This is a genomic window from Arthrobacter sp. TJ-254 (assembly GCF_058269175.1).
The window spans coordinates 340,083-360,093 of the sequence record NZ_JBZCNF010000002.1; the positions used below are offsets into that span (position 1 = coordinate 340,083).

Consider the following 20,011-nt stretch of genomic DNA (forward strand, 5'->3'; position numbering starts at 1 on the left):
CGGGCCGGGGCAGCGCAACCCGGCCTTATCCTCTTACAACGAACACATCCGCCAGGTGCTGCCAGCCCAGGAACTCGTAGAGGCCCCGCCCGTCCGACGACGCCATGAGCAGCCCGATCCGGACATCGTCCTCGAGGGCGGCGGCGATGAGCGCCCGCATCACGTAACTGGCCAGCCCGCGCCGGCGGAAGCGTTCTTCGGTCACGATGCCGTCGAACACGGCGAATTCGCCGGTGACGGCGACGGCGCCGCGGGCGGCGGGCTCCCCGCGGAAGGAGACCTCGACCCTGCGGCTGGCAGGACTGTCGATGCGCTTCAGGATGAACTCCTCATCCGGCGGCCGGGGGTCTTCGACGTCCTGGCCGCTCATGTCGGCGCTCATCAGGGACTGGTCGCGGTCAACAACGCGCAGGTCCAGCGGCTTGGCGGCGTCGAGCAGGTCCTGCATGCGGTTGGTCACAACGGTCAGCAGCCGGGCGGGGTCCGCCTTCGTTTCGGCAGCCACCTGAAGAAACAGTTCCTCGGACGGCTCGTACAGGAAATGCTCGCTGACCTCGCGACCGTTGGTGAGTACCACGGAGGTCGTGCGCCCGTCATCGTGGCGCTCGTAGCCGCGGCAGGAAGACCACCCGGTGATCCAGGTGGCGAGGAGATCATTCGTAGCTTCAGTTCCCATGCACTGACGATAGTGGCCATCGTCGTCAAAAAACACCGTCCAGCCGGACAGTGATGATTTTGATGCACGAAGTAGGGTTAAAACCGTGTCAATGAACCGGATTGTCTTGTATTACGCCTTCACGCCGCTGCCCGATCCCGAAGCGGTCAAGCTCTGGCAGAAGGGCCTCTGTGAAAACCTTGGCTTGCGCGGGCGCATCCTCATCTCCAAGGACGGCATCAACGGCACCGTCGGCGGCCCGCTCGACGCGGTTAAGCAGTATGTGAAGGCGACCCGGCAGTACCCGGCCTTCAAGAAGATGGACATCAAGTGGTCTGAGGGCGGGGCCGAGGACTTCCCGCGGCTGAGCGTCAAGGTGCGTGACGAGATCGTCTCCTTCGGCGCCCCGGGTGAACTGAAGGTCGACGCCGGGGGAGTGGTCGGCGGCGGCACCCACCTGCGGCCCGAGGAAGTCCATGCCCTTGTCGAACGGAAGCGAAGCGCGGGCGAGGAGGTCGTGTTCTTCGACGGGCGCAACGCCGTCGAAGCCCAGATCGGGCGCTTCAAGGGAGCAGTGGTGCCCGATGTGAGCACGACCGCCGACTTCATTGCCGAACTCGACTCCGGCAAGTACGACAACCTCAAGGACAAACCGGTCGTCACCTACTGCACCGGCGGTATCCGCTGCGAGGTGCTCTCGAGCCTGATGATCAACCGCGGGTTCAACGAGGTGTACCAACTGCAGGGCGGGATCGTGCGCTACGGCGAAACCTACGGCGATTCCGGCCTCTGGGAGGGATCGCTCTACGTCTTCGACAAGCGCATGCACCTGGAATTCAGCAAGGACGCCGCGACGATCGGCAAGTGCGTGCGCTGCGAGGCGCCCACGAGCAAGTTCGAGAACTGCTCCAATTCCGCCTGCCGCAACCTCACGCTCTACTGCGCCCGGTGCGCCGCGCGGCCCGAAACACTCCGCTGCCCGCAGGGGTGTGAAACCGACGAAGCCGAGGCCACCGCAGCCGGTGCCGCCTGATGCGCGCCTTCGACGAGGACGTCCCCACCGCGCCGTCGAGCCGCGACCAGGGCCTCCTTGTCTCCCTCGCGGCGGACCTCGCCGGGCTCAACTACACGGTTGACGGCGTCGCCGGCCTGATCGGGGCGGAGGCGTACGCCGCGCTCGGGCGGGACCAGCTGGTACCGGCCCGGCTGGCCTGCGAGGAGGAACTCCGCCGGGAATCCCCGTCGCAGCTTGTTGTTCCGGTGCTGCTCTGGCTCCTCGGCGAACCCGTCCCGGAACGGCAGCTCGACCTGGCATTCCCGGTGACCAGTGCCGCCGGGCTCCGGGCCCTGCGGCTTGTCGAAGGCCACCCGGTGGAGGAGGGCCCCGACCACGTGCGCGCCGCCGTCGACCTTCGGCCGTATTCCTCAGACTCGGACGGAGACCTGTGGGTCGCCAGCGACCTCGGCGCCACCCAGCGCCCCGGCGCGCTGCGGCACGACCACGTGCTGGGCATCGGCGGGGCCTCGCTCACGCTGGCCCAGCTCACCGTCCGCCGGGACGCCGACACCGCGCTCGACCTTGGAACCGGCTGCGGCATCCAGACCTTCCACCTCCTCTCCCACGCGCGGCACGTGACCGCCACCGACATCTCCTCCCGGGCGCTGGCGTTCGCCCGGTTCAACCTGCTGCTCAACGCCGGCCCGCTCGGCATCGACCCGTCCGCCCTTGAGGAGCGCGTCGCCCTGCGCCAGGGAAGCATGCTCGAGCCAGTGGCCGGTGAGCGGTTCGACCTTGTCGTTTCAAACCCGCCGTTCGTCATCACCCCGCGCGGCGCGCACGACAGCCAGGACCAGCAGTACACCTACCGGGACGGAGGGCTCGCCGGCGACGCAATCGTCGCGGACCTGGTCCGCGATCTGCCGGGGGTGCTCCACGAAGGCGGCACCGCACAGCTGCTGGGCAACTGGGAAGTGCCGGACGGGCGGGCGTGGGATGAGCGGCTCGGGCAGTGGCTGCCGGGCGGAACCGACGCGTGGATCATTCAGCGGGAACTGCTGACCCCGCTGCAGTACGCCGAAACCTGGCTGCGCGACGCCGCCGAAAACCGCGACCGTCCGGCCTACCTCCGCCGCTACGCCGAGTACCTCGGCGACTTCCGTTCCCGGGGCGTCGGCTCGGTCGGGTTCGGGTATGTCTGGCTCCGGCGCACCCCGCCCGGGCGTGTGCCGTCGATGCGCTTCGAGGAGATCACCCACGACGTCGAGCAGCCGCTCGGTCCGCACCTCGCGGCCGCGGTCTCCCGCATCGACTGGCTGGCCGGCCATCCAGCGCCGGAGTCGCCGTCCGGTGAGGGGCCCGGACTCGCCGCGGCGTTCCTGCTGGTCGCCGAGGACGTGACGGAGGAACGCCATCAGCGCCCCGGCGCCGAGCACCCCGGTGTGATCCTGCTCCGCCAGGGCGCGGGGCTGCGCCGCACCACCCTGCTGAGCACCGAACTCGCGGGCTTCGTCTCGGCGTGCGACGGTGAGCTGACGGCCGGCCAGATCGCAGGCGCACTTGCGGCGCTGCTGGGCCGCGAAGACGGAATTTTCGCCCTGGAACTGCTGGCGGCGGTGGAGCAGCTGGTGCTCGACGGATTCCTGATTCCGGCGCCCTGAATCTTGCCGCTACCCTAGTGCAGGTACGCATACCGCATACTGGGAGGGGTGGAGCCAGCAGCGGGATCCCCACCGGATGTCACTGACCGGCTGGCTCAGCACCCCCGTATCGAGGAGAAAAGTGCCCACTAAGGCATCGGACAAAAAACACGGCAAAAAGCTCGTCATCGTCGAATCACCCGGCAAGATCAAGACCATTGCCGCGTACCTCGGCGAGGGCTTTGAGGTCGCCGCATCGATGGGCCACATCCGCGATCTTCCCCAGCCCTCCGACCTCCCCGTCGAGATGAAGAAATCCTCGGTGGGCAAGTTCGCTGTGGATATCGACAAGGACTTCGAGCCTTACTACGTTGTGTCCTCGGACAAGAAGAAGAAGGTTGCCGAGCTCAAGGCGGCCCTCAAAGACGCCGACGAACTCTATCTCGCAACCGACGGTGACCGCGAGGGCGAGGCCATCGCGTGGCACCTGCTTGAGGTGCTGAAACCGAAGGTGCCCGTCCACCGGCTCACCTTCCCCGAAATCACCAAGGAAGCCGTCCAGCGCGCCCTGCTTGAAATGCGCGACCTCGACATTCCGATGGTCGACGCCCAGGAGACGCGACGGATCCTCGACCGCCTCTACGGGTACGAAATCTCACCGGTGCTCTGGCGGAAGGTCGCCCGCGGCCTGTCCGCAGGCCGGGTGCAGTCAGTCGCTACACGGCTCGTCGTCGAGCGCGAACGCGAACGCATGGCGTTCCGCTCCGCCTCCTACTGGGACCTCACCGGCTCCTTCACCCCCGAAGACTCCGCCAAGGGCAGCGAATTCCCGGCGAAGCTTGTGGCCGTTGACGGAAGCCGGATCGCCTCCGGCAAGGACTTCTCCGACCGCGGAGAGCTGACGGCCAAGGGCGCCGTCCGCCTCGACGAGGAAGCAGCGCGTTCGCTCGCCGCCGGCCTCGAGAACGCCGCCTTCACCGTGCGTTCGGTCGAGACGAAGCCGTACACGCGTCGCCCCGCCGCACCCTTCACGACGTCGACCCTCCAGCAGGAGGCGGCGCGCAAGCTGCGCTTCTCCTCAAAGATGACGATGCAGGTGGCCCAGCGGTTGTACGAAAACGGCTACATCACCTACATGCGTACCGACTCGCCGGCTCTGTCGGACCAGGCCGTGAACGCCGCCCGCCGGCAGGCCTCCGAGCTCTACGGCGCCGAGTACGTTCCCGAGGCGCGGCGCATCTACAAGGGCAAGTCGAAGAACGCCCAGGAAGCGCACGAGGCCATCCGGCCCGCCGGTGATTCCTTCAGGACCCCGGCGCAGGTGGCCAAGTCGCTGCGCGGTGACGAGTTCCGCCTCTACGAACTGATCTGGAAGCGCACCGTGGCCTCCCAGATGGCCGATGCCAAGGGTTCGACCGCGTCGCTCCGCCTCGGGGCGCGCAGCACCGACGGCCGCGACGCCGAGTTCTCCGCCTCCGGAACGGTCATCACCTTCCGCGGCTTCCTCGCCGCCTACGAGGAAGGCCGCGACGCCGACCGGAACCAGGACGGCGACGACGACGCACAGGGCACCCGCCTGCCCAACGTCGCCCGCGGGGATTCCCTCGCGGCACGCTCGATCGAGCCGATCGGGCACGAGACCTCGCCGCCGCCGCGTTACACCGAAGCGTCGCTGGTGAAGGTCCTTGAAGAGCGCGGCATCGGCCGCCCCTCGACCTACGCCGCCACGATGTCCACAATCGTGGACCGCGGCTACGTGCGCATCCGCGGTCAGGCGCTGGTTCCGAGCTGGATTGCGTTCTCCGTGGTCCGGCTCCTCGAAGAGCACTTCAACGACTACGTCGACTACGACTTCACCGCTGAACTTGAGGAGGACCTCGACCGCATTGCGCGCGGCGAGGCGGGCCGGGTCGAGTGGCTCGACCGCTTCTACTACGGCGACCGCAAGGACACCGGGCTTCACACGATCGTCAACGATCTCGGGGAGATCGACGCCCGGCGCATCAACTCGGTCGAGATCGCCGACGGCATCACGCTGCGGGTGGGCAAGTTCGGCCCGTACCTCGAAAAGCCGCTTCCCGCCGACGCCCCCGAGGGTGCCGAGCCGCAGCGTGCCAACGTCCCTGAAGATCTGGCACCGGATGAGCTGACCGCCGAGAAGGCCATCGAACTGATGGAGTCGCCGTCCTCCGAGGAGCGCGTGCTCGGTGTCGACCCCCAGACCGGGCGGACGATCGTGGCCCGAGACGGCCGCTACGGCCCCTACGTGATCGAACTCATCCCGGAGCCCAGCGAAGAGGACCTGGCAAACCAGCCGGTCGAGTATTACAAGAACGGTAAACCCAAGCCGCCGAAGAAACCAGCGAAGGTCAAGCCGCGCACCGGCTCGCTGTTCAAGTCGATGTCGGTCGAAACAGTGACCCTCGAAGACGCCCTGAAGCTGATGAACCTGCCGCGGGTCCTCGGTGAGGATGCCGAAGGCAAGGAGATCACCGTCCAGAACGGGCGCTTCGGGCCGTACCTGAAGAAGGGAAGCGATTCCCGTTCCATCGGCTCCGAGGAGGAGATCTTCACGATCACCCTCGAGCAGGCCCTGGAAATCTACTCCCAGCCCAAGCAGCGCGGCGGGCGCACCGCGACGCCGCCGCTGGCCGAATTCGGTGACGACCCCGACAGCGGGAAAGCTATTGTGGTCAAGGACGGGCGCTTCGGGCCGTACATCACGGACGGGATCACCAACATCACCGTCCCTGGATCGATGGCCATCGAGGAGCTCAGCCGGGAGCAGGCGGTTGAGATGCTTGCGGAGAAACGCGCGAAGGGCCCAGCGCCCAAGAAGACGACCCGGCGCGCACCGGCAAAGCGCAAGGTCGCGGCGGGGAAGTAGGCCTTTGCGGGAACTCCGCGGCCGGGAAGACATGATGAGTGGTAGAAAGCTGGCGGAACGATGCGTCTAGGGGTGTTGGACATCGGGTCGAATACTGTGCATTTGCTGCTGGTTGATGCCCATCCCGGGGCGCGGCCGGTCCCGTTCGCATCGCATAAGCGCCCGCTGCAGCTCGTCGCCCACCTCGACGCCGAGGGCCGCATCACCGACGAAGGGCAGGCCGGGCTTGTCGGGTTTGTGCGGGAGGCGCGCGAGTTCGCCGACCAGCACGGGGCCGAAGACCTGCTGGCGTTCTGCACCTCGGCCATCCGGGAGTCCGCCAACGGCGACGCGGTCCTGGCCCGGGTGACGGCTGAGACCGCGGTCGACCTCCAGGAGCTTTCCGGTGACCAGGAGGCGGCCGTCACCTTCCAGGCCGCACGGCGCTGGTACGGGTGGGGTGCCGGATCGCTCCTGAACCTCGACATCGGCGGCGGGTCCTTCGAAATCGCGATGGGCTCGGACGAGCTGCCCCAGCGGGCCGTTTCGGTTCCCCTGGGCGCCGCCCGGCTCACACGCGAGTGGCTGCGGGATGATCCGCCCAGCCCCCAAAGCATTACCGACCTGCACGGATACATCCGCTCAACCCTCAGCGATGTGGTGCGCGGCTTCAAGCCCCTCGGCCGCCCGGACCTCGTCGCCGGCACCTCGAAGACCTTCCGCTCGCTGGCGCGCATCGCCGGAGCCGCCCCGTCGACCGCAGGGCCGTTCGCGCGCCGCCAACTGCACCGCAGCGACCTGAGCCTCTGGGCACGGCGGCTCTCCGCCATGTCCGCCGAGGACCGCGCCGGCCTCAAGGGCATCTCCGAGATGCGCTCCGGCCAGCTGCTTGCAGGAGCGCTCGTCGCCGAAGCCGCGCTCGATCTGTTCCGGATCGATTCGATTGACATCTGCCCCTGGGCGTTGCGCGAAGGGTTGCTCCTGCGTCGCTTCGACGCGAAGATGTTCGACGCGGAACAGCCCCTGCCGGGGGCAGGGGTGGGGCACGCCCACCTCGACGCCGGTGCCTCTGCGGCGGCAGGCGGGTTGTCCTGAGATGGGCGATCCGTTGACGCCCGGGCGTCCCATTCCCGTGGCACTCTCCAGCGCCTCCGTCTACCCGCTGTCGGTCCACGACGCTTTTGCCCTCGCCAGCGACCTTGGCTATGACGGCGTCGAAGTGATGGTGACGAACAACTCGGTCAGCCAGAACCCCGACAAGCTGGGCATCCTCAGCGAGCAGTACAGCCAGCCCATCCTGGCGATCCACGCCCCCACCCTGCTGCTCACCCAGCAGGTCTGGGGCAAGGCGTGGACCAAGGTCGAGATGTCAGCGGCGATGGCCGCCGAAGTCGGAGCGAAGACGGTTATCGTCCACCCGCCCTTCCGCTGGCAGACCGGATACGCGGAGAACTTCGCCGAAGGCATCAACAGGGTCGCGGGGGAGTACGGCATCGAGATCGCCGTCGAGAACATGTACCCCTGGAAGGTCCGCGGCCGGGAAGCCAAGGCCTACCTGCCCCACTGGAACCCCGTCCCCGAACCCTACGACGCCGTGACCTGGGATTTTTCGCATGCGGCAATCGCCGGAATGGACTCCTTCGAGGAGATCCGGGGGCTTGGTTCACGGCTCGCGCACGTCCATCTCACCGACGGAAACCTCAACGGCAAGGATGAGCACCTCCTGCCCGGGCAGGGCGGCCAACGCTGCGGCGAGGCGCTGGGGTACCTCACCGATTCCGCATGGCAGGGGGTCGTGGCCGTCGAAGTCAGCACACGCAAGGCGCGCGGCGCCGGAGAACGCGAGGAATGGCTGGCGCAGACCCTCGCCTTCGCCCGGCAGCACCTGCGGCATCCGCGGGGGGCGAACACCGGGGTAGCCGGCGTCACCGAGTAGTGCGGTGCCGAGACTCGAGGGAAAGCTGCCCACCCGTCCCGGCGCCGCAGGACATCTGCGGGTTGACCCTTTAAAGAAGGATGGCGCCGGCGGCAAAGGCGGGTGCTGGGGGGTCACCCGTTCTGCCGCCAGCGCCGGACCGGATCAGGAAATCCGGCCCTCATCACTCGCACCTTCATGAGGTAACTGAAACGCTATCGCCCCAGCTTGTGCCTTAACCGGATAAACGCTGGGAGAACGCTGGGAGGCGGGCGTGGCAGGATTGAGGAATGACTGATGCACAAGCACAACGCCTGTCCTTCCTCGGCTCCGGGTCGATGAACGAAGCGATCCTCGCTGGGCTGCTCGCCGCCGGGGTTGAGCCCACCCGGGTGAGCGCGACCGTCCGGCGCGGGGAACGCGCCGCCGTGCTGCGCGGGCGGCACGGGGTAACTGTCCTCGCCACCGAGGAGGATGAGGCGGCCAACCGGAAGGCGGCAGCGGACGCCGACGTCGTCATTCTCGGCGTGAAACCGGTCGGCGTCGTCCCGCTCGCCCAGGACATCGCCGCCTCGCTCCGCCCTGACACCCTGGTGCTGAGTGTGGCCGCCGCGGTCACGACCGCAATGATCGAGGCTGCGCTTCCCCCGGGCCAACCGGTGATCAGGACCATGCCCAATACGCCGTCGCGCCTGGGCCGGGGCGTCCTGTCCATCTCGGCCGGATCCGCAGCCGGGCCCGAGCACCTTGCCAAGGCCCGTGCCCTGCTCGCATCTGCAGGCACCGTTGTTGAGATTCCCGAGGCCCAGGTCGACGCCCTGTCCGCCATCAGCGGGTCGGGCCCGGCCTACGCCTTCTACCTCGCCGAGGCCATGGCCGCGGCCGGGGAGAAGCTCGGCCTTGCCCCGGAACTCTCCCGGCTGCTGGCGACCGAAACCGTTGCCGGCGCCGGGTTCATGCTCGCCCAGGAGGGCGCGGACGCCCGCGAGCTGCGCCGGGCCGTGACCAGCCCCAACGGGACAACCGAACGGGCGGTGGCGACCTTCGACGAGCGGGGGCTGGCGGACATCATCGCCGACGGAGCGCGCGCCGCAACGGAGCGCGCCGCGCAGATTACGCGCGAGCTCGGGGGCAGCTAGCGCTCAGGGTCGGCCGGCGAACCGTTCGAGCAGGTCGACGTGCCCCGAGACGATCAGCATGTCGCGTCCGGAAACCTTGGTGTCGGGCCGGGCGTAGGTGAAGTCCTCGCCCGGGGATTTCACGCCCACGACCGTCACCCCGTACTTCGAGCGCACTGAGGACTCGGCAAGGGTGAACCCCTGCGTCTCCTTCGGCGGGTACATCTTGACGATCGCAAACCCGTCGTCGAACTCGATGAAGTCCAGCATCCGCCCACCGACGAGGTGGGCGGCGCGCTGCCCGGCGTCGGCCTCGGGATAGATCACGTGGTTGGCGCCGATGCGCTTGAGGATCTTGCCGTGCGAGGGGGTGATCGCCTTGACCCACAGGTGGTCGATGCCCAGGTCGACCAGGTTCGCGGTGATCAGCACGCTCGATTCGATCGACGTTCCCACCCCGACGACGGCGGCGGTGAACTCCTGCGCGCCGAGCTGGCGCAGCGCGTCGATGTTCGTGGCATCGGCCTCGACGACGTGCGTGAGAACGTTGGAAAACTTCTGCACCAGCTGCGGGTCCCGTTCAATCGCCAGGACCTCACGGCCCTGCTTCACGAGCTGCTCGGCCGTGGCTGAACCGAACCGGCCCAGGCCGATCACCAGGACCGGGGCGTTGTGGGGTGGTCTCTCAGCCAATGATCGGCCTTTCTTCGGGGTAGTGATATAGCGTGCTGCGCTGCTGCAGTGCCAGCGCCGAGGCAAGTGTAATCGTGCCCATGCGGCCGGCGAACATCAGCGCAGAGAGCACGTACTTGCCCTCGGGCGGCAGTTCGGCGCTGAGGTTGGTGCTCAGCCCGCACGTCGCGAAGGCGGAGATCACTTCGAAAACCACCCTGTTCAACTCCTCTTCGGAGATAGCCAGGATCAGCCCGGTGCCGACCATCACCAGGGTGGCGCCCATGAAGATCACCGAGATGGCAACGCGCATTGCACCGTGCGGGATGGTCCGCCCCCACGCCCGGACGTCGGTGTTGCCGCGGGCCTCGGCCACGATCGCGAGGAACATCACGGCGATCGTGGTGACCCGGATGCCGCCGGCGGTTGACGCCGAACCGCCCCCGGCGAACATGAGCGCGTCGGTTAGCAGCATCGTGGTGGAGTCCATGACGCTCTGGTCAACGAGGTTGAAGCCGCCGGAGCGCATCATCACCGAGGCGAAGACGGCGTGGATCACCTTGTCCGATGCGGCGAGCCCGCCAATGGTGCGCGCGTTCGACCACTCCAGGGCGGCCCATCCGATCGTTCCCGCGGCGAGCAAAATCAGCGACATCGTGACGGTGAGCTTGGTGTGGAGGTTCCACTTGCTGAACCTCCACTTGGTCTGCAGCAGGACCATGACGACGGGGAAGCCGAGGCTGCCCAGGAAGACTCCGACCATGAGCGGGGTCAGGATCCACAGATCCGTCTCGTAGGGAACCAGCCCGTCGGAATGCGGAGTGAAGCCGGCGTTGTTGAACGCGGAGATCGAATAGAAGATGCCGTGCCAGACCGCCTGGCCGAACGGTTCCCCCAGCACCACGAACCGCGGAATGAGCACCAGTGCGAGCACCACCTCGATTACCACCGAGGTGGTGATGACGATCCTCAGCAGCGTGCCGATTTCCCCCAGCCTGCTGGCGTTGTTCAGCGCCTCCTGGGCGATCAGCTTCCCGCGCACGCCGAGGCGCCGGCTGACGACCAGGGCCAGCAGTGACGCGAGGGTCAGCGTGCCGAGGCCGCCGATGAAGATGCCCAGCAGGATGATGAGTTGTCCAAGGAAGGACCAGTGGGTTGCGGTCGAAACGACGGTCAGCCCCGTCACGCACACTGCCGACACGGCAGTAAACATCGCATCGTGCAGCGGGGTCACCTCGCCGGAACTCGATGCCATCGGCAGGCTCAGCAGGGCGGTGAAAACGAGGATCACCGCGATGAAGATCATCAGGGCAAGCCGGGCGGGTGAGCTGTTGGCGAACGCGTCGAGGAGGTCCCGGGCACGCCCGAGGAGCCGTAGAGTGCTCTGCTGATTCTGCCTCAGCCATCGCGGCTGTTGAGTGACCATCGACGCCGTTCGTCCCTGGATGCTGTTCAAGCCGCCTCGGCGGCACTGCGTTTGTCCTTCGAGTAGTAAATCACTTCCGGACGGTCTTCGTAGCCGAACGGTGCGGCGTCGCGTAGCCTGTCAGTGATGTCTAGACATTCCCCGCCCACACCGCCCACCCAGGTGACGTGGGACGACTCGATGCTCGCCTACAACTTCGGCGGGCACCATCCAATGAATCCGGAACGGCTCGCCCTGACGGCCCGTCTGGCGCGCGACATGGGCCTCCTCGACCTCCCCAGCGTCTCGGTGATCCGCCCCCACGTTGCCGCCGACCCGGAGCTGGCGCTTGTTCATGGCCGCGACTACATCGCCGGGGTGCGGACGCTCAGCGAGAATCCCGAAGCCGCGTCGCCCGGATTCGGGCTCGGCACCGAAGACACTCCCGCCTTCCGGGGCATGCACGAAGCCAGCGCCCGCCTGGTTGGCGGTTCGCTTGCCGCCGCAGAAGCGATAATCTCGGGCCGGGCCGTCCACGCGGTGAACTTCGGCGGCGGCATGCACCATGCGGGACGCTCGAATGCCAGCGGCTTCTGCATTTACAACGATGCCGCCGCGAGCGTCCAGCGGCTGCTGGATTCCGGAATGCAGCGAATAATGTATATCGACGTCGACGCCCACCACGGCGACGGCACGCAGAACATCTTCTGGAACGAGCCCCGCGTGCTGACGGTGTCGCTCCACGAGACCGGGATGAGCCTGTTTCCGGGCACCGGATTCGCCAACGAGATTGGCGGACCCGGAGCCGAAGGTTATGCGGTCAACGTGGCGCTTCCCACCCACGCCGGCGACGCCGCAGTGCTGCGGGCCTTCCACGCGGTCGTGCCGCAGCTCGCTGAAGTCTTCTCCCCGGACGCGATCGTCAGCCAGCACGGGTGCGACTCCCACGCGGCGGACCCGCTGACCCACCTCAAGCTGAGCGTGGACGCCCAGCACGCGCTCATGCTCGGAGTGCGGGACCTCGCGACGCGCTTTTCCGATGGGCGCTGGATCGCAACCGGGGGAGGCGGCTACAACCTCGCCAGCGTCGTGCCCCGCTCCTGGACCCTCCTGATCGCGGTGGCTGCCGGGGCGCAGGTTGGACCGCAAACCCCTGTGCCGTCCAGCTGGCGCGACTACGTCCGGGAACGCCACGGGTCGGAAGCCCCGGCGCTCCTGGGCGACGGTGCGGACACCTGGTGGCGCTCCTGGGAAATCGGCTACGACCCTGCCGACGACCTCGACCGCAGTGTCATGGCCACCCGGAAGGCAGTGTTCCCCCTGCACGGGCTCGACCCCTGGTTCGATTAACCGGCATCCCATCCCGCCGGGATGCCGTTTCGCGTATATATCGCTAGGGTGAACGGATGGGTATCGATGATGTGTTCGCAGTCATCGCCGAAGGCACGCGCAGGGAAATCCTGGGCTCGCTGCGGGCGGGCGATAAATCAGTGGGTGAGCTCGTTGCGGAACTGAACGTCAGCCAGCCCACAGTCTCAAAGCATCTGAAGGTGCTCCGCGAGGCAGGACTGGTCAGCCCCCGGGCGCAGGGCCAGAAGCGCTTCTACTCCCTCGACGCAGCGCCGCTGGCCGCCGTACAGGAATGGCTCACAGAGTTCGCCCCCGCCCCCGAGTCCGCCGACGCGGCCGATGCCGTTTCGCCGGCAGGCGCGGGTCCCGAGGACCACGCCGGCGCGCAACAGCCCGGCGACCGGGCAGAACTCCCCGTCGGGGAGCCCGCGCCCGCGGAATCCGCACTGCTGCAGCCCGACGAGGAGTCGGCTGCAGAGCCGCTCGCCGCGGCCGCCCTCGCCGTTCCCGCCGACGCGCCGCCCACTGCGGCCGAAGTGACCCGGCAGCAGCAGATCGGGCGCACCGTCGGCCGCGCCGCCGAGCGGGCATCCGACCTCTTCGCGCAGCTGCGCCGCCGCCGGGAAAAAGAGCGGTAACCCCCTGGTCCCGGCACATCCCGGGCCGCAGCAGTCCGAACCCCATTTGAGCCGCCGTCGCCGGAAGGGTAGGGTACCTTCCATGACCCGTTGGTATGCGTATTTTTTGTTGGCTCTGAAGGAGCCCGCAGTCTAATACGCTGACCAACTTCTTCAGAGCCAACAGGGCGGGGATCACTCCCTGCCCTTCGCCGTTTCTACGGCGGGTTCTGCAGCAGCTGAATCCGGGCCGAAGCGGCAGGCACCGCCCTCGCACACCGGAAATGGGAACACAGTGACCACTCAGCTCCATGCCCCGCAGAAAAGCGCCACCCGGAATCTCCGCGTCACCCGGTTCGAGCCGCTGCCGACGCCGCGGCAGCTGCGCCGGGAACAGCCCCTCAGTGATTCCTCCGCCGAAACGGTCGCGGGTGCCCGCCGCGACATCCGTGCGGTGCTCAACGGCACCGACGACCGCCTGCTGGTGATCGTCGGCCCCTGCTCCATCCACGACCCGGCGGCGGGCCTCGACTACGCCCGGCGCCTGGCACGTACCGCAGCGGCCCTGAACGATGATCTTTTGATCGTGATGCGCGCCTACTTCGAGAAGCCGCGCACCACCGTGGGCTGGAAGGGGCTGATCAACGATCCGCATCTTGACGGCAGCCACGACATCTCGCTCGGCCTCCGCACCGCCCGCCGGTTCCTCGGCGAGGTCACCGACCTCGGGCTGCCCGTGGGCACGGAGTTCCTGGAGCCGGTGAGCCCCCAATACCTCGCCGATCTCGTGGCGTGGGGCGCAATCGGCGCGCGGACCACCGAGAGCCAGATCCACCGCCAGCTCGTGTCGGGCCTGTCCATGCCGGTCGGATTCAAGAACGGCACGGACGGCGGACTCCAGGTCGCCCTCGACGCGTGCGTTGCTTCATCCGCGCCGCAGTCCTTCCTGGGGATCGACGATTCAGGGCGTGCCGCCCTTGTGGCGACCACCGGAAACCCCGACGCACACCTCGTCCTGCGCGGGGGCAGCGGCGGGCCGAACTACTCATCCGAACATATTGCCGCCGCCGGCGCTGCGCTCTCCGGGCAGCGCACCGCTGCCCGCCTGATCGTTGATGCAAGCCACGCCAACAGCCGAAAGGACCACGTGCGGCAGGCGGAGGTGGCGCGCGAGATCGCCGCGCTGCGGGCTTCCCTGCCGGGGTACGCGGACGCCGTCGCCGGTGTCATGCTCGAAAGCTTCATTGTTGAAGGCGCCCAGAAGCTCACCGAGGGCGCGGCAGGAGAGCTGAGGTACGGGCAGAGCATCACCGATGCGTGCATGGACTTCGCCACCACCGAGTCGATCCTCGAGGAGCTCGCCGCCAGCGTCCGCAGCACCCGTGAAGCCTCCCGCTAGTACGGTGCTTTCACTTTGGTCACATTAGCCACTAGAGTACTGCTCTAGGCGGATAATCCTTATGCCACAAGGCGACACGCCGACTAGTCGCTCAATGGGTGTCAAGCGTGATGCCGGTTGCAGGGTGAGAAGCCTTCAAGAAAAGGACAGTGGTGAGATGGCAGACGGGAACAATTTCTCGGATGTGCAGTTTCTGACGGTTGCCGAGGTGGCCGAGGTCATGCGGGTTTCCAAAATGACGGTCTATCGGCTCGTCCACTCCGGGGAAATGCCGGCCGTCCAGTTCGGCAGGTCCTACCGCGTGCCCGAGTCGGCCGTCGAGGCGTACGTGCGCCACGCGCAGGTTGACGCGCAGGTCGCCGCGCAGGTCGACGGACAGTCCGCCACAGCCTGACCGCGCCCGGCAAACAGGCGCCGCGCGGGCTGGTCCCGGTCAAGGGGCGGCGCCAATTGGCTGTACCCTGTTAAGGAATGTTTTGGTCGGCAATTGTCTGCCGTCCTATGCAGCACCACCGGTGCGCATCACCTTGTGCGCCAATGTCAGATCCAGGCGGAAGCACGCTGTTCAGCGGCGTGTGCCGCCGCTTGGAAACTTCAGCAAAGTTTGTGAGGACTCTATGGGTTCAGTAATCAAGAAGCGCCGCAAGCGTATGGCAAAGAAGAAGCACCGCAAGCTGCTTCGCAAGACCCGCCACCAGCGCCGCAACAAAAAGTAGGGCCTGGCCCCTCGCAGCCGGCCTGCCGCTGACGGGAGGCTTCCGCTCCCGCTTTACCGGTCCGCAGCTTCAACCGAAACAGTTGAAGCCGTGGGCCGGACGTGGTTAAGGCGTCCAGGTGAGCCGCAGGATTTTCCGACCCTGCTGCACGGCCCGGCTGACGCGGGTGCAGCCGGATCAGCGCCCGCGCATCCGCGTGAATCCGCGCCAAAGCCCGTAGACCACGCCGGCTCCGGTGGCGGCCCGCAGCCCGGCCGTTGCAGCGCGCCGGCCACTGCGGAAGTCGTAGACCGGCCAGTTGTTCGCCCGGGCATGGCGGCGCAGCTTGCTGTCAGGGTTGATTGCCACCGGATGCCCGACGATGCTCAGCAGCGGCACATCGTTGTAGGAGTCGCTGTATCCCCAGCATCGGGCAAGATCGAGGTTGTCGCGTGCGGCAAGGTCGATGACTGCGGCGGCCTTCGCCGCGCCGTGAAGGAACTCGCCGACGAGCCGGCCCGTGTAGAGGCCGTCCGCAACTTCGCCGACGGTGCCCAGGGCGCCCGTCAGGCCAAGGCGCTTGGAAATCACGGCGGCCACCTCAACCGGGGTGCCGGTCACGAGCCACACCTTCCGGCCGGCGTCGAGGTGATTCTCGGCGAGCGCGCGGGCTCCCGGCCAGATCTTTGAGGCGATCATCTCGTCGTAGACCTCTTCGCCAAGGGCGAGGATGTCGGCATGGGCGATGCCGATGGCGAAGGACAGCGCGGCGTCGCGCACCGCGTTGACGTCCGTCATTGTTTCGCCGCGCATGATGAAGCGGATCTGCTTCCAGGCCAGGCCGACGGCGAACCTCAGCGTGAACGCGCGCCGTTGGTACATCTTGCGGGCGACGTGGAAGAGACTTGCCCCTCGCATCATCGTGTTGTCCACGTCGAAGAAGGCGGCTTCCCCAGGCTCGCCGACCGCACGCGGAGGACGCGGGGTCGACCCCGGGACGGCTGCAGGCATGATTTGAGTCTAGCCACTGGGCGCCCGCACCCGGCGCAGGCGCCCGGGCGGGTAGTTTTGAGTCATGGACACTTCCGAAGCCGCCGGCACCGGGCCGGACATCGTCCTTCTGACGAAACCCTCCTGCCACCTGTGCGAGGACGCCCGCGCCGTTGTCGAGCGGGTGGCCGGCAGCCTCGGGCTGCGCTGGCGGGAACGCTCGGTGGCCGGGGATCCGGATCTCCTTGCCCGGTTCGCGGAGGAGTTGCCGGTGCTCATGATTGACGGCGTGCAGCGGGATTTCTGGACCATCGACGAGGCCAGGCTGCGCCGGCTGCTGATGCCGGGTGAGTGAGCGGTGACGCCCGTGCCCGTTTCCCGTCAAGCCCGCGCTTCCCGGTTGGAGGGCCGTCCGCCGCCACCTAAAGTGGAAGTAGATCCGCCGGGAATTCGTGCCAGTGGGGGCGATACCGTTTCCGCGGTATCCGAGATGCAACGGAGCAGAGAACAGTGACGACGCCGGACGTGCCAGAGCTTCATCCAGTAGGCGGTGAAGCCGCGCGTCGGATTCCTCCCGCGTCGCTGTCCCGCCTGACCATCTACCTGCGGGCGCTGAACTCACTGCTCGCAGAGGGTATCGAGCGGGTGTCCTCCGAGGAGCTTGCCGATGCGGCCGGCGTCAACTCCCCGATGCTGCGCAAGGATCTGTCTTATCTCGGCTCGTACGGCACCCGCGGAGTCGGTTACGAGGTCCAGTACCTCAACCGCCAGATTTCCAGCGCCCTCGGGCTGACCCTCGACTGGAGGGTTGCGATCATCGGCGTGGGCAACCTCGGGCGCGCCCTTGCCGGTTATTCGGGGTTCGCCTCGCGCGGGTTTGAGATCGTTGCACTTTTCGACGCAGACCAGATGGTGGTTGGTTCCGAGGTGGGCTGGCTGCGTGTCAGCGCCGTGGATGAGCTTGAGCCGGTGCTCAAGCGCACGCGCGCGAATATGGCGGTGCTGGCTGTGCCGGCGGAAGTCGCCCAGGCCCTCTGCGACAGGCTTGTCGCTGCGGGAATCACAAGCATCCTCAGTTTCGCCCCGGTCGTGCTGCAGGTGCCCCCGCACGTCCAGCTGCGCAAGGTCGATATGTCAACTGAACTGCAGATCCTCGCCTACCACGCGCAGCGGGCCCAGGAACCCGACATGGGCCTCCCCGACGCCCGCTCCGCTCAGTAGGCGCCGGAACGCAAACCGGATCGCGGCACTGGCTTCGGTACCGTCCGGCGCAGGCGCAGGCGCCTGCGCCGGACTCGGCGGAGGAACGGTTGCGGTGCGCTGCTAGTAGCGCGGGGTCCGCGGGGCGAAGTACTCGTTTGTTGGCTTCAGGTAGCAGAGGATTACCCCAGCGACACCAAGCAGGACGGACAGGGCCGCGAGCGCGCCGCCGCCCAGGGAGAGCAGCGAAAGCCCGGCCAGGACGGTTGCCATGATCCGCGCCCAGTTCTTTCCCTTGCGGATCATCACTGCGAGGAGAACGTAGATTGCCGTGAAAACGATCCCGAAGATGATCGCCAGGGTGGCGATCGTTCCGGCGAGTGACTCCGCCGTGAACCCCGCGGTCTCGAGCTGGGCAATCTGGGAGGGGTCGAGCGTGGCAAGGGGGTTCATCGAAGAAAGGATGGTGCTGAGCAGGAAGACCAGGCCGGCGGCGATGATGAGCCAGTATGCGATAACGACCTTCTGCGGTGCGGGGCCCTTTGTCGCGGCCGCAGCCGGCGCGCCCGGGTAGGTGTATCCGGACGGCTGGGCAGCCTGGTATCCGTAATTGGGCTGCTGCTGGCCGTACTGCTGCTGGCCCTGCTGGCCAAACTGCCCCTGCTGCTGGCCGTACTGGGGTTCGACCCGTTCGCCGAACTGCGGCGGGCCTGGCTGCTGCCCGTATCCTCCGGCCTGCCCGCCGCCCGCCGGCGCCTGGGGTGCGTTCTGCCCGTACCGGGGCTGAGCAGGGTTCTGCGGTGCGGGATCGTGCGGAGTCGGATCCTGGGGGTTGGGCTCAGGAGTTCCCGGAGGTGTAGTCATGACCGCATCCATTCACTGAGGGCGCCCGAGGGCGCCGGGGCTTCGGTTTCAGCCTATCGCGCAGGCACGCGATCGCTACCTCGGCGCGGCCATCCCTTTGGGTCAATTCAGGGGATGCGGCCGGCCCGGACGCCCGGGGAGCCGTTAACGCGGTCAGCCGCCGGCCCCTCGGGCCGGCGGCTGACGAAAGCTGGCGGGCGGGTGCCCGAAGCTGACTGCTAGTTGGCTACGAATGCAGCGTCAAGGCTGATGGTGACCTTGTCACCAACGAGAACGCCGCCGGCTTCGAGGGCAGCATTCCAGGTCAGGCCGAAATCCTTGCGGGAAATGGTGGTCGAGCCGGACACGCCTGCGCGGGTGAAACCGAACGGGTCAACAGCAACACCGTTGAACTCGGTATCGAGAACGACGGTCTTGGTGATGCCGCGGATCGTGAGGTCACCCGTGACCTTGTAGGTCTCGCCCGAACCCTCGACCGAAGTCGACGTGAAGGTCATCTCGGGGAACTCCTCGACGTCGAAGAAATCGGCGCCGCGTACGTGGGCATCGCGGTTCTCGTCACCGGAGTTGAAGGAGGCGGTCTTGACGGTCGCCGTCACCTTCGAGTCTGTGAGGTTGTCACCAACGACCAGGGCTGCTTCGACATCGCCGAAGGTGCCGCGCACCTTGCTGATGCCGGCGTGGCGGACGGTGAAGCCGACCTCGCTGTGTGCGGGATCGAAGGACCAGGTTCCGGTGCTGAGGCCTGAAGGGATGCTCATGGGTTGTTCTCCTTGGATGGGAAGAGGAAGGTTGTTACTTCTATATAAACATGCGTTTGCATCTTTTATTCCCACCCCGTCCGCAATCAGCCCGGTGCACGGCCGCCCGGGGCAGTCCACTGGGGATTTAGCGGGGCGGGGATAACTCTGCGAAACTGGGACCATGCCCCTTGCAACCGTTCACCTGGTGCGCCACGGTGAGGTCCACAACCCCGACGGGGTCCTGTACGGGCGGCTCCCGGAGTTTCACCTCTCCGATCTCGGCCGCCGCATGGCCCAGCAGATGGCGGACCATTTCGAGCAGCGCCGCAATGAAGGTGCCAATATCGTTTACCTGGCCGCCTCGCCGCTGACCCGCGCCCAGGAGACCGCCGCGCCGGTCGCCAGCGCCCTGAACCTCGAGGTGAACACCGACAGCAGGATCCTCGAAGCCGAAAACCGTTTCGAGGGGCTGTCCCGCATCAAGAGCAAGCTGCGGCAGCCGCGCTACTGGCCGCTGCTTGTCAATCCGTTCCGGCCGTCCTGGGGTGAGCCATACTCGGCGCAGGCGTCACGGGTGATGGAAGCGGTCCGCTTCGCCCGGGATGAGGCGCTGCGCGGAGCCGGTGGTGACACGCACGGGCCGGCCGAGGCGATCCTCGTCAGCCATCAGCTGCCCATCTGGGTCACCCGGCTCGCGGCCGAGGGGCGGAGGCTCTGGCACGATCCCCGCCAGCGCGAATGCACCCTGACCTCCGTCACGTCACTCGATTTCTCCGGTGATGTTCTCACGCGGGTCCGGTATGAGGAACCATGCGCGGACCTGCTTCCGGGTGCGGCAAATGTCCCGGGAGCATAATAGAATTACTACACGTTGTAGAAAAATGT

General features: G+C 67.1%; 20 protein-coding genes. 14 read left to right on the top strand and 6 right to left on the bottom strand.

Annotated elements, in window-relative coordinates; genetic code table 11:
- Positions 1–25 precede the first annotated feature (25 nt).
- Positions 26–676, bottom strand: coding sequence for a GNAT family N-acetyltransferase (locus AC4D14_RS06630; protein ID WP_490900924.1), 651 nt, complete (start codon positions 674–676; stop codon positions 26–28).
- Positions 677–761: 85 nt separating this feature from the next.
- Here AC4D14_RS06630 and trhO point away from each other — a divergent pair, with 85 nt between their 5' ends.
- The 6 genes from trhO to proC all read left to right on the top strand — a co-directional run bounded on the left by trhO (position 762) and on the right by proC (position 9,212).
- Positions 762–1,688, top strand: a complete 927-nt coding sequence (trhO, locus tag AC4D14_RS06635; RefSeq protein WP_490900926.1) for an oxygen-dependent tRNA uridine(34) hydroxylase TrhO — start codon at positions 762–764, stop codon at positions 1,686–1,688.
- Positions 1,688–3,313 carry a DUF7059 domain-containing protein gene (locus AC4D14_RS06640; protein WP_490900927.1) on the top strand — a complete coding sequence of 542 codons (1,626 nt, stop codon included), beginning with the start codon at positions 1,688–1,690 and terminating at the stop codon, positions 3,311–3,313. The genes trhO and AC4D14_RS06640 overlap by 1 nt, the downstream gene beginning before the upstream one ends.
- Before the next feature lie 121 nt (positions 3,314–3,434).
- Positions 3,435–6,179: a type I DNA topoisomerase gene (topA, locus tag AC4D14_RS06645; protein ID WP_490900928.1), complete on the top strand. Its 2,745-nt coding sequence runs from the start codon at positions 3,435–3,437 to the stop codon at positions 6,177–6,179.
- 60 nt (positions 6,180–6,239) lie between these two features.
- Positions 6,240–7,253 (top strand): Ppx/GppA family phosphatase, encoded by a 1,014-nt coding sequence (locus AC4D14_RS06650; RefSeq protein ID WP_490900929.1) that lies wholly within the window; start codon positions 6,240–6,242, stop codon positions 7,251–7,253.
- A gap of 1 nt (position 7,254) precedes the next feature.
- A complete protein-coding gene (locus tag AC4D14_RS06655; protein ID WP_490900931.1) occupies positions 7,255–8,094 on the top strand; it encodes a sugar phosphate isomerase/epimerase family protein in 840 nt (279 codons plus the stop codon).
- A 269-nt stretch (positions 8,095–8,363) separates the two neighbouring features.
- The gene (proC, locus tag AC4D14_RS06660; RefSeq protein WP_490900932.1) at positions 8,364–9,212 is read left to right on the top strand and encodes a pyrroline-5-carboxylate reductase; all 849 of its coding nucleotides are present in this window, start codon (positions 8,364–8,366) and stop codon (positions 9,210–9,212) included.
- A 3-nt stretch (positions 9,213–9,215) separates the two neighbouring features.
- Here proC and AC4D14_RS06665 read toward each other — a convergent pair whose 3' ends face one another.
- Positions 9,216–9,884 carry a potassium channel family protein gene (locus tag AC4D14_RS06665; protein WP_490900933.1) on the bottom strand — a complete coding sequence of 223 codons (669 nt, stop codon included), beginning with the start codon at positions 9,882–9,884 and terminating at the stop codon, positions 9,216–9,218.
- On the bottom strand, positions 9,877–11,289 hold the full coding sequence (locus AC4D14_RS06670; RefSeq protein ID WP_490900935.1) for a TrkH family potassium uptake protein: 1,413 nt from the start codon (positions 11,287–11,289) through the stop codon (positions 9,877–9,879). The genes AC4D14_RS06665 and AC4D14_RS06670 overlap by 8 nt, the downstream gene beginning before the upstream one ends.
- Before the next feature lie 126 nt (positions 11,290–11,415).
- Here AC4D14_RS06670 and AC4D14_RS06675 point away from each other — a divergent pair, with 126 nt between their 5' ends.
- From AC4D14_RS06675 to AC4D14_RS06695, 5 genes are all read left to right on the top strand, one after another.
- Positions 11,416–12,618, top strand: coding sequence for an acetoin utilization protein AcuC (locus AC4D14_RS06675; RefSeq protein WP_490900937.1), 1,203 nt, complete (start codon positions 11,416–11,418; stop codon positions 12,616–12,618).
- Positions 12,619–12,674: 56 nt separating this feature from the next.
- Complete coding sequence (locus tag AC4D14_RS06680) at positions 12,675–13,256, top strand: ArsR/SmtB family transcription factor (protein WP_490900938.1); 582 nt, start codon at positions 12,675–12,677, stop codon at positions 13,254–13,256.
- Between the two features lie 274 nt (positions 13,257–13,530).
- Complete coding sequence (locus AC4D14_RS06685; protein WP_490900940.1) at positions 13,531–14,634, top strand: 3-deoxy-7-phosphoheptulonate synthase; 1,104 nt, start codon at positions 13,531–13,533, stop codon at positions 14,632–14,634.
- Positions 14,635–14,791: 157 nt separating this feature from the next.
- On the top strand, positions 14,792–15,028 hold the full coding sequence (locus AC4D14_RS06690) for a helix-turn-helix domain-containing protein (protein WP_490900941.1): 237 nt from the start codon (positions 14,792–14,794) through the stop codon (positions 15,026–15,028).
- Positions 15,029–15,251: 223 nt separating this feature from the next.
- A complete protein-coding gene (locus AC4D14_RS06695) occupies positions 15,252–15,350 on the top strand; it encodes a 30S ribosomal protein bS22 (RefSeq protein ID WP_003792170.1) in 99 nt (32 codons plus the stop codon).
- Positions 15,351–15,527: 177 nt separating this feature from the next.
- Here AC4D14_RS06695 and AC4D14_RS06700 read toward each other — a convergent pair whose 3' ends face one another.
- Positions 15,528–16,340 carry an HAD family hydrolase gene (locus AC4D14_RS06700; protein ID WP_490900943.1) on the bottom strand — a complete coding sequence of 271 codons (813 nt, stop codon included), beginning with the start codon at positions 16,338–16,340 and terminating at the stop codon, positions 15,528–15,530.
- Positions 16,341–16,404: 64 nt separating this feature from the next.
- Here AC4D14_RS06700 and AC4D14_RS06705 point away from each other — a divergent pair, with 64 nt between their 5' ends.
- Positions 16,405–16,674, top strand: coding sequence for a glutaredoxin family protein (locus tag AC4D14_RS06705; protein ID WP_490900945.1), 270 nt, complete (start codon positions 16,405–16,407; stop codon positions 16,672–16,674).
- 155 nt (positions 16,675–16,829) lie between these two features.
- Positions 16,830–17,540, top strand: coding sequence for a redox-sensing transcriptional repressor Rex (locus tag AC4D14_RS06710; RefSeq protein WP_490900947.1), 711 nt, complete (start codon positions 16,830–16,832; stop codon positions 17,538–17,540).
- A gap of 102 nt (positions 17,541–17,642) precedes the next feature.
- Here AC4D14_RS06710 and AC4D14_RS06715 read toward each other — a convergent pair whose 3' ends face one another.
- Together AC4D14_RS06715 and AC4D14_RS06720 are read right to left on the bottom strand one after the other, a co-directional pair.
- Entirely contained in the window at positions 17,643–18,383 is a 741-nt protein-coding gene (locus tag AC4D14_RS06715; protein ID WP_490900949.1) for a hypothetical protein, read from the bottom strand.
- A 218-nt stretch (positions 18,384–18,601) separates the two neighbouring features.
- A complete protein-coding gene (locus AC4D14_RS06720; protein WP_490900950.1) occupies positions 18,602–19,144 on the bottom strand; it encodes a YceI family protein in 543 nt (180 codons plus the stop codon).
- 163 nt (positions 19,145–19,307) lie between these two features.
- Here AC4D14_RS06720 and AC4D14_RS06725 point away from each other — a divergent pair, with 163 nt between their 5' ends.
- Positions 19,308–19,982, top strand: a complete 675-nt coding sequence (locus tag AC4D14_RS06725) for a histidine phosphatase family protein (protein WP_490900952.1) — start codon at positions 19,308–19,310, stop codon at positions 19,980–19,982.
- The last annotated feature ends 29 nt before the right edge of the window (positions 19,983–20,011 follow it).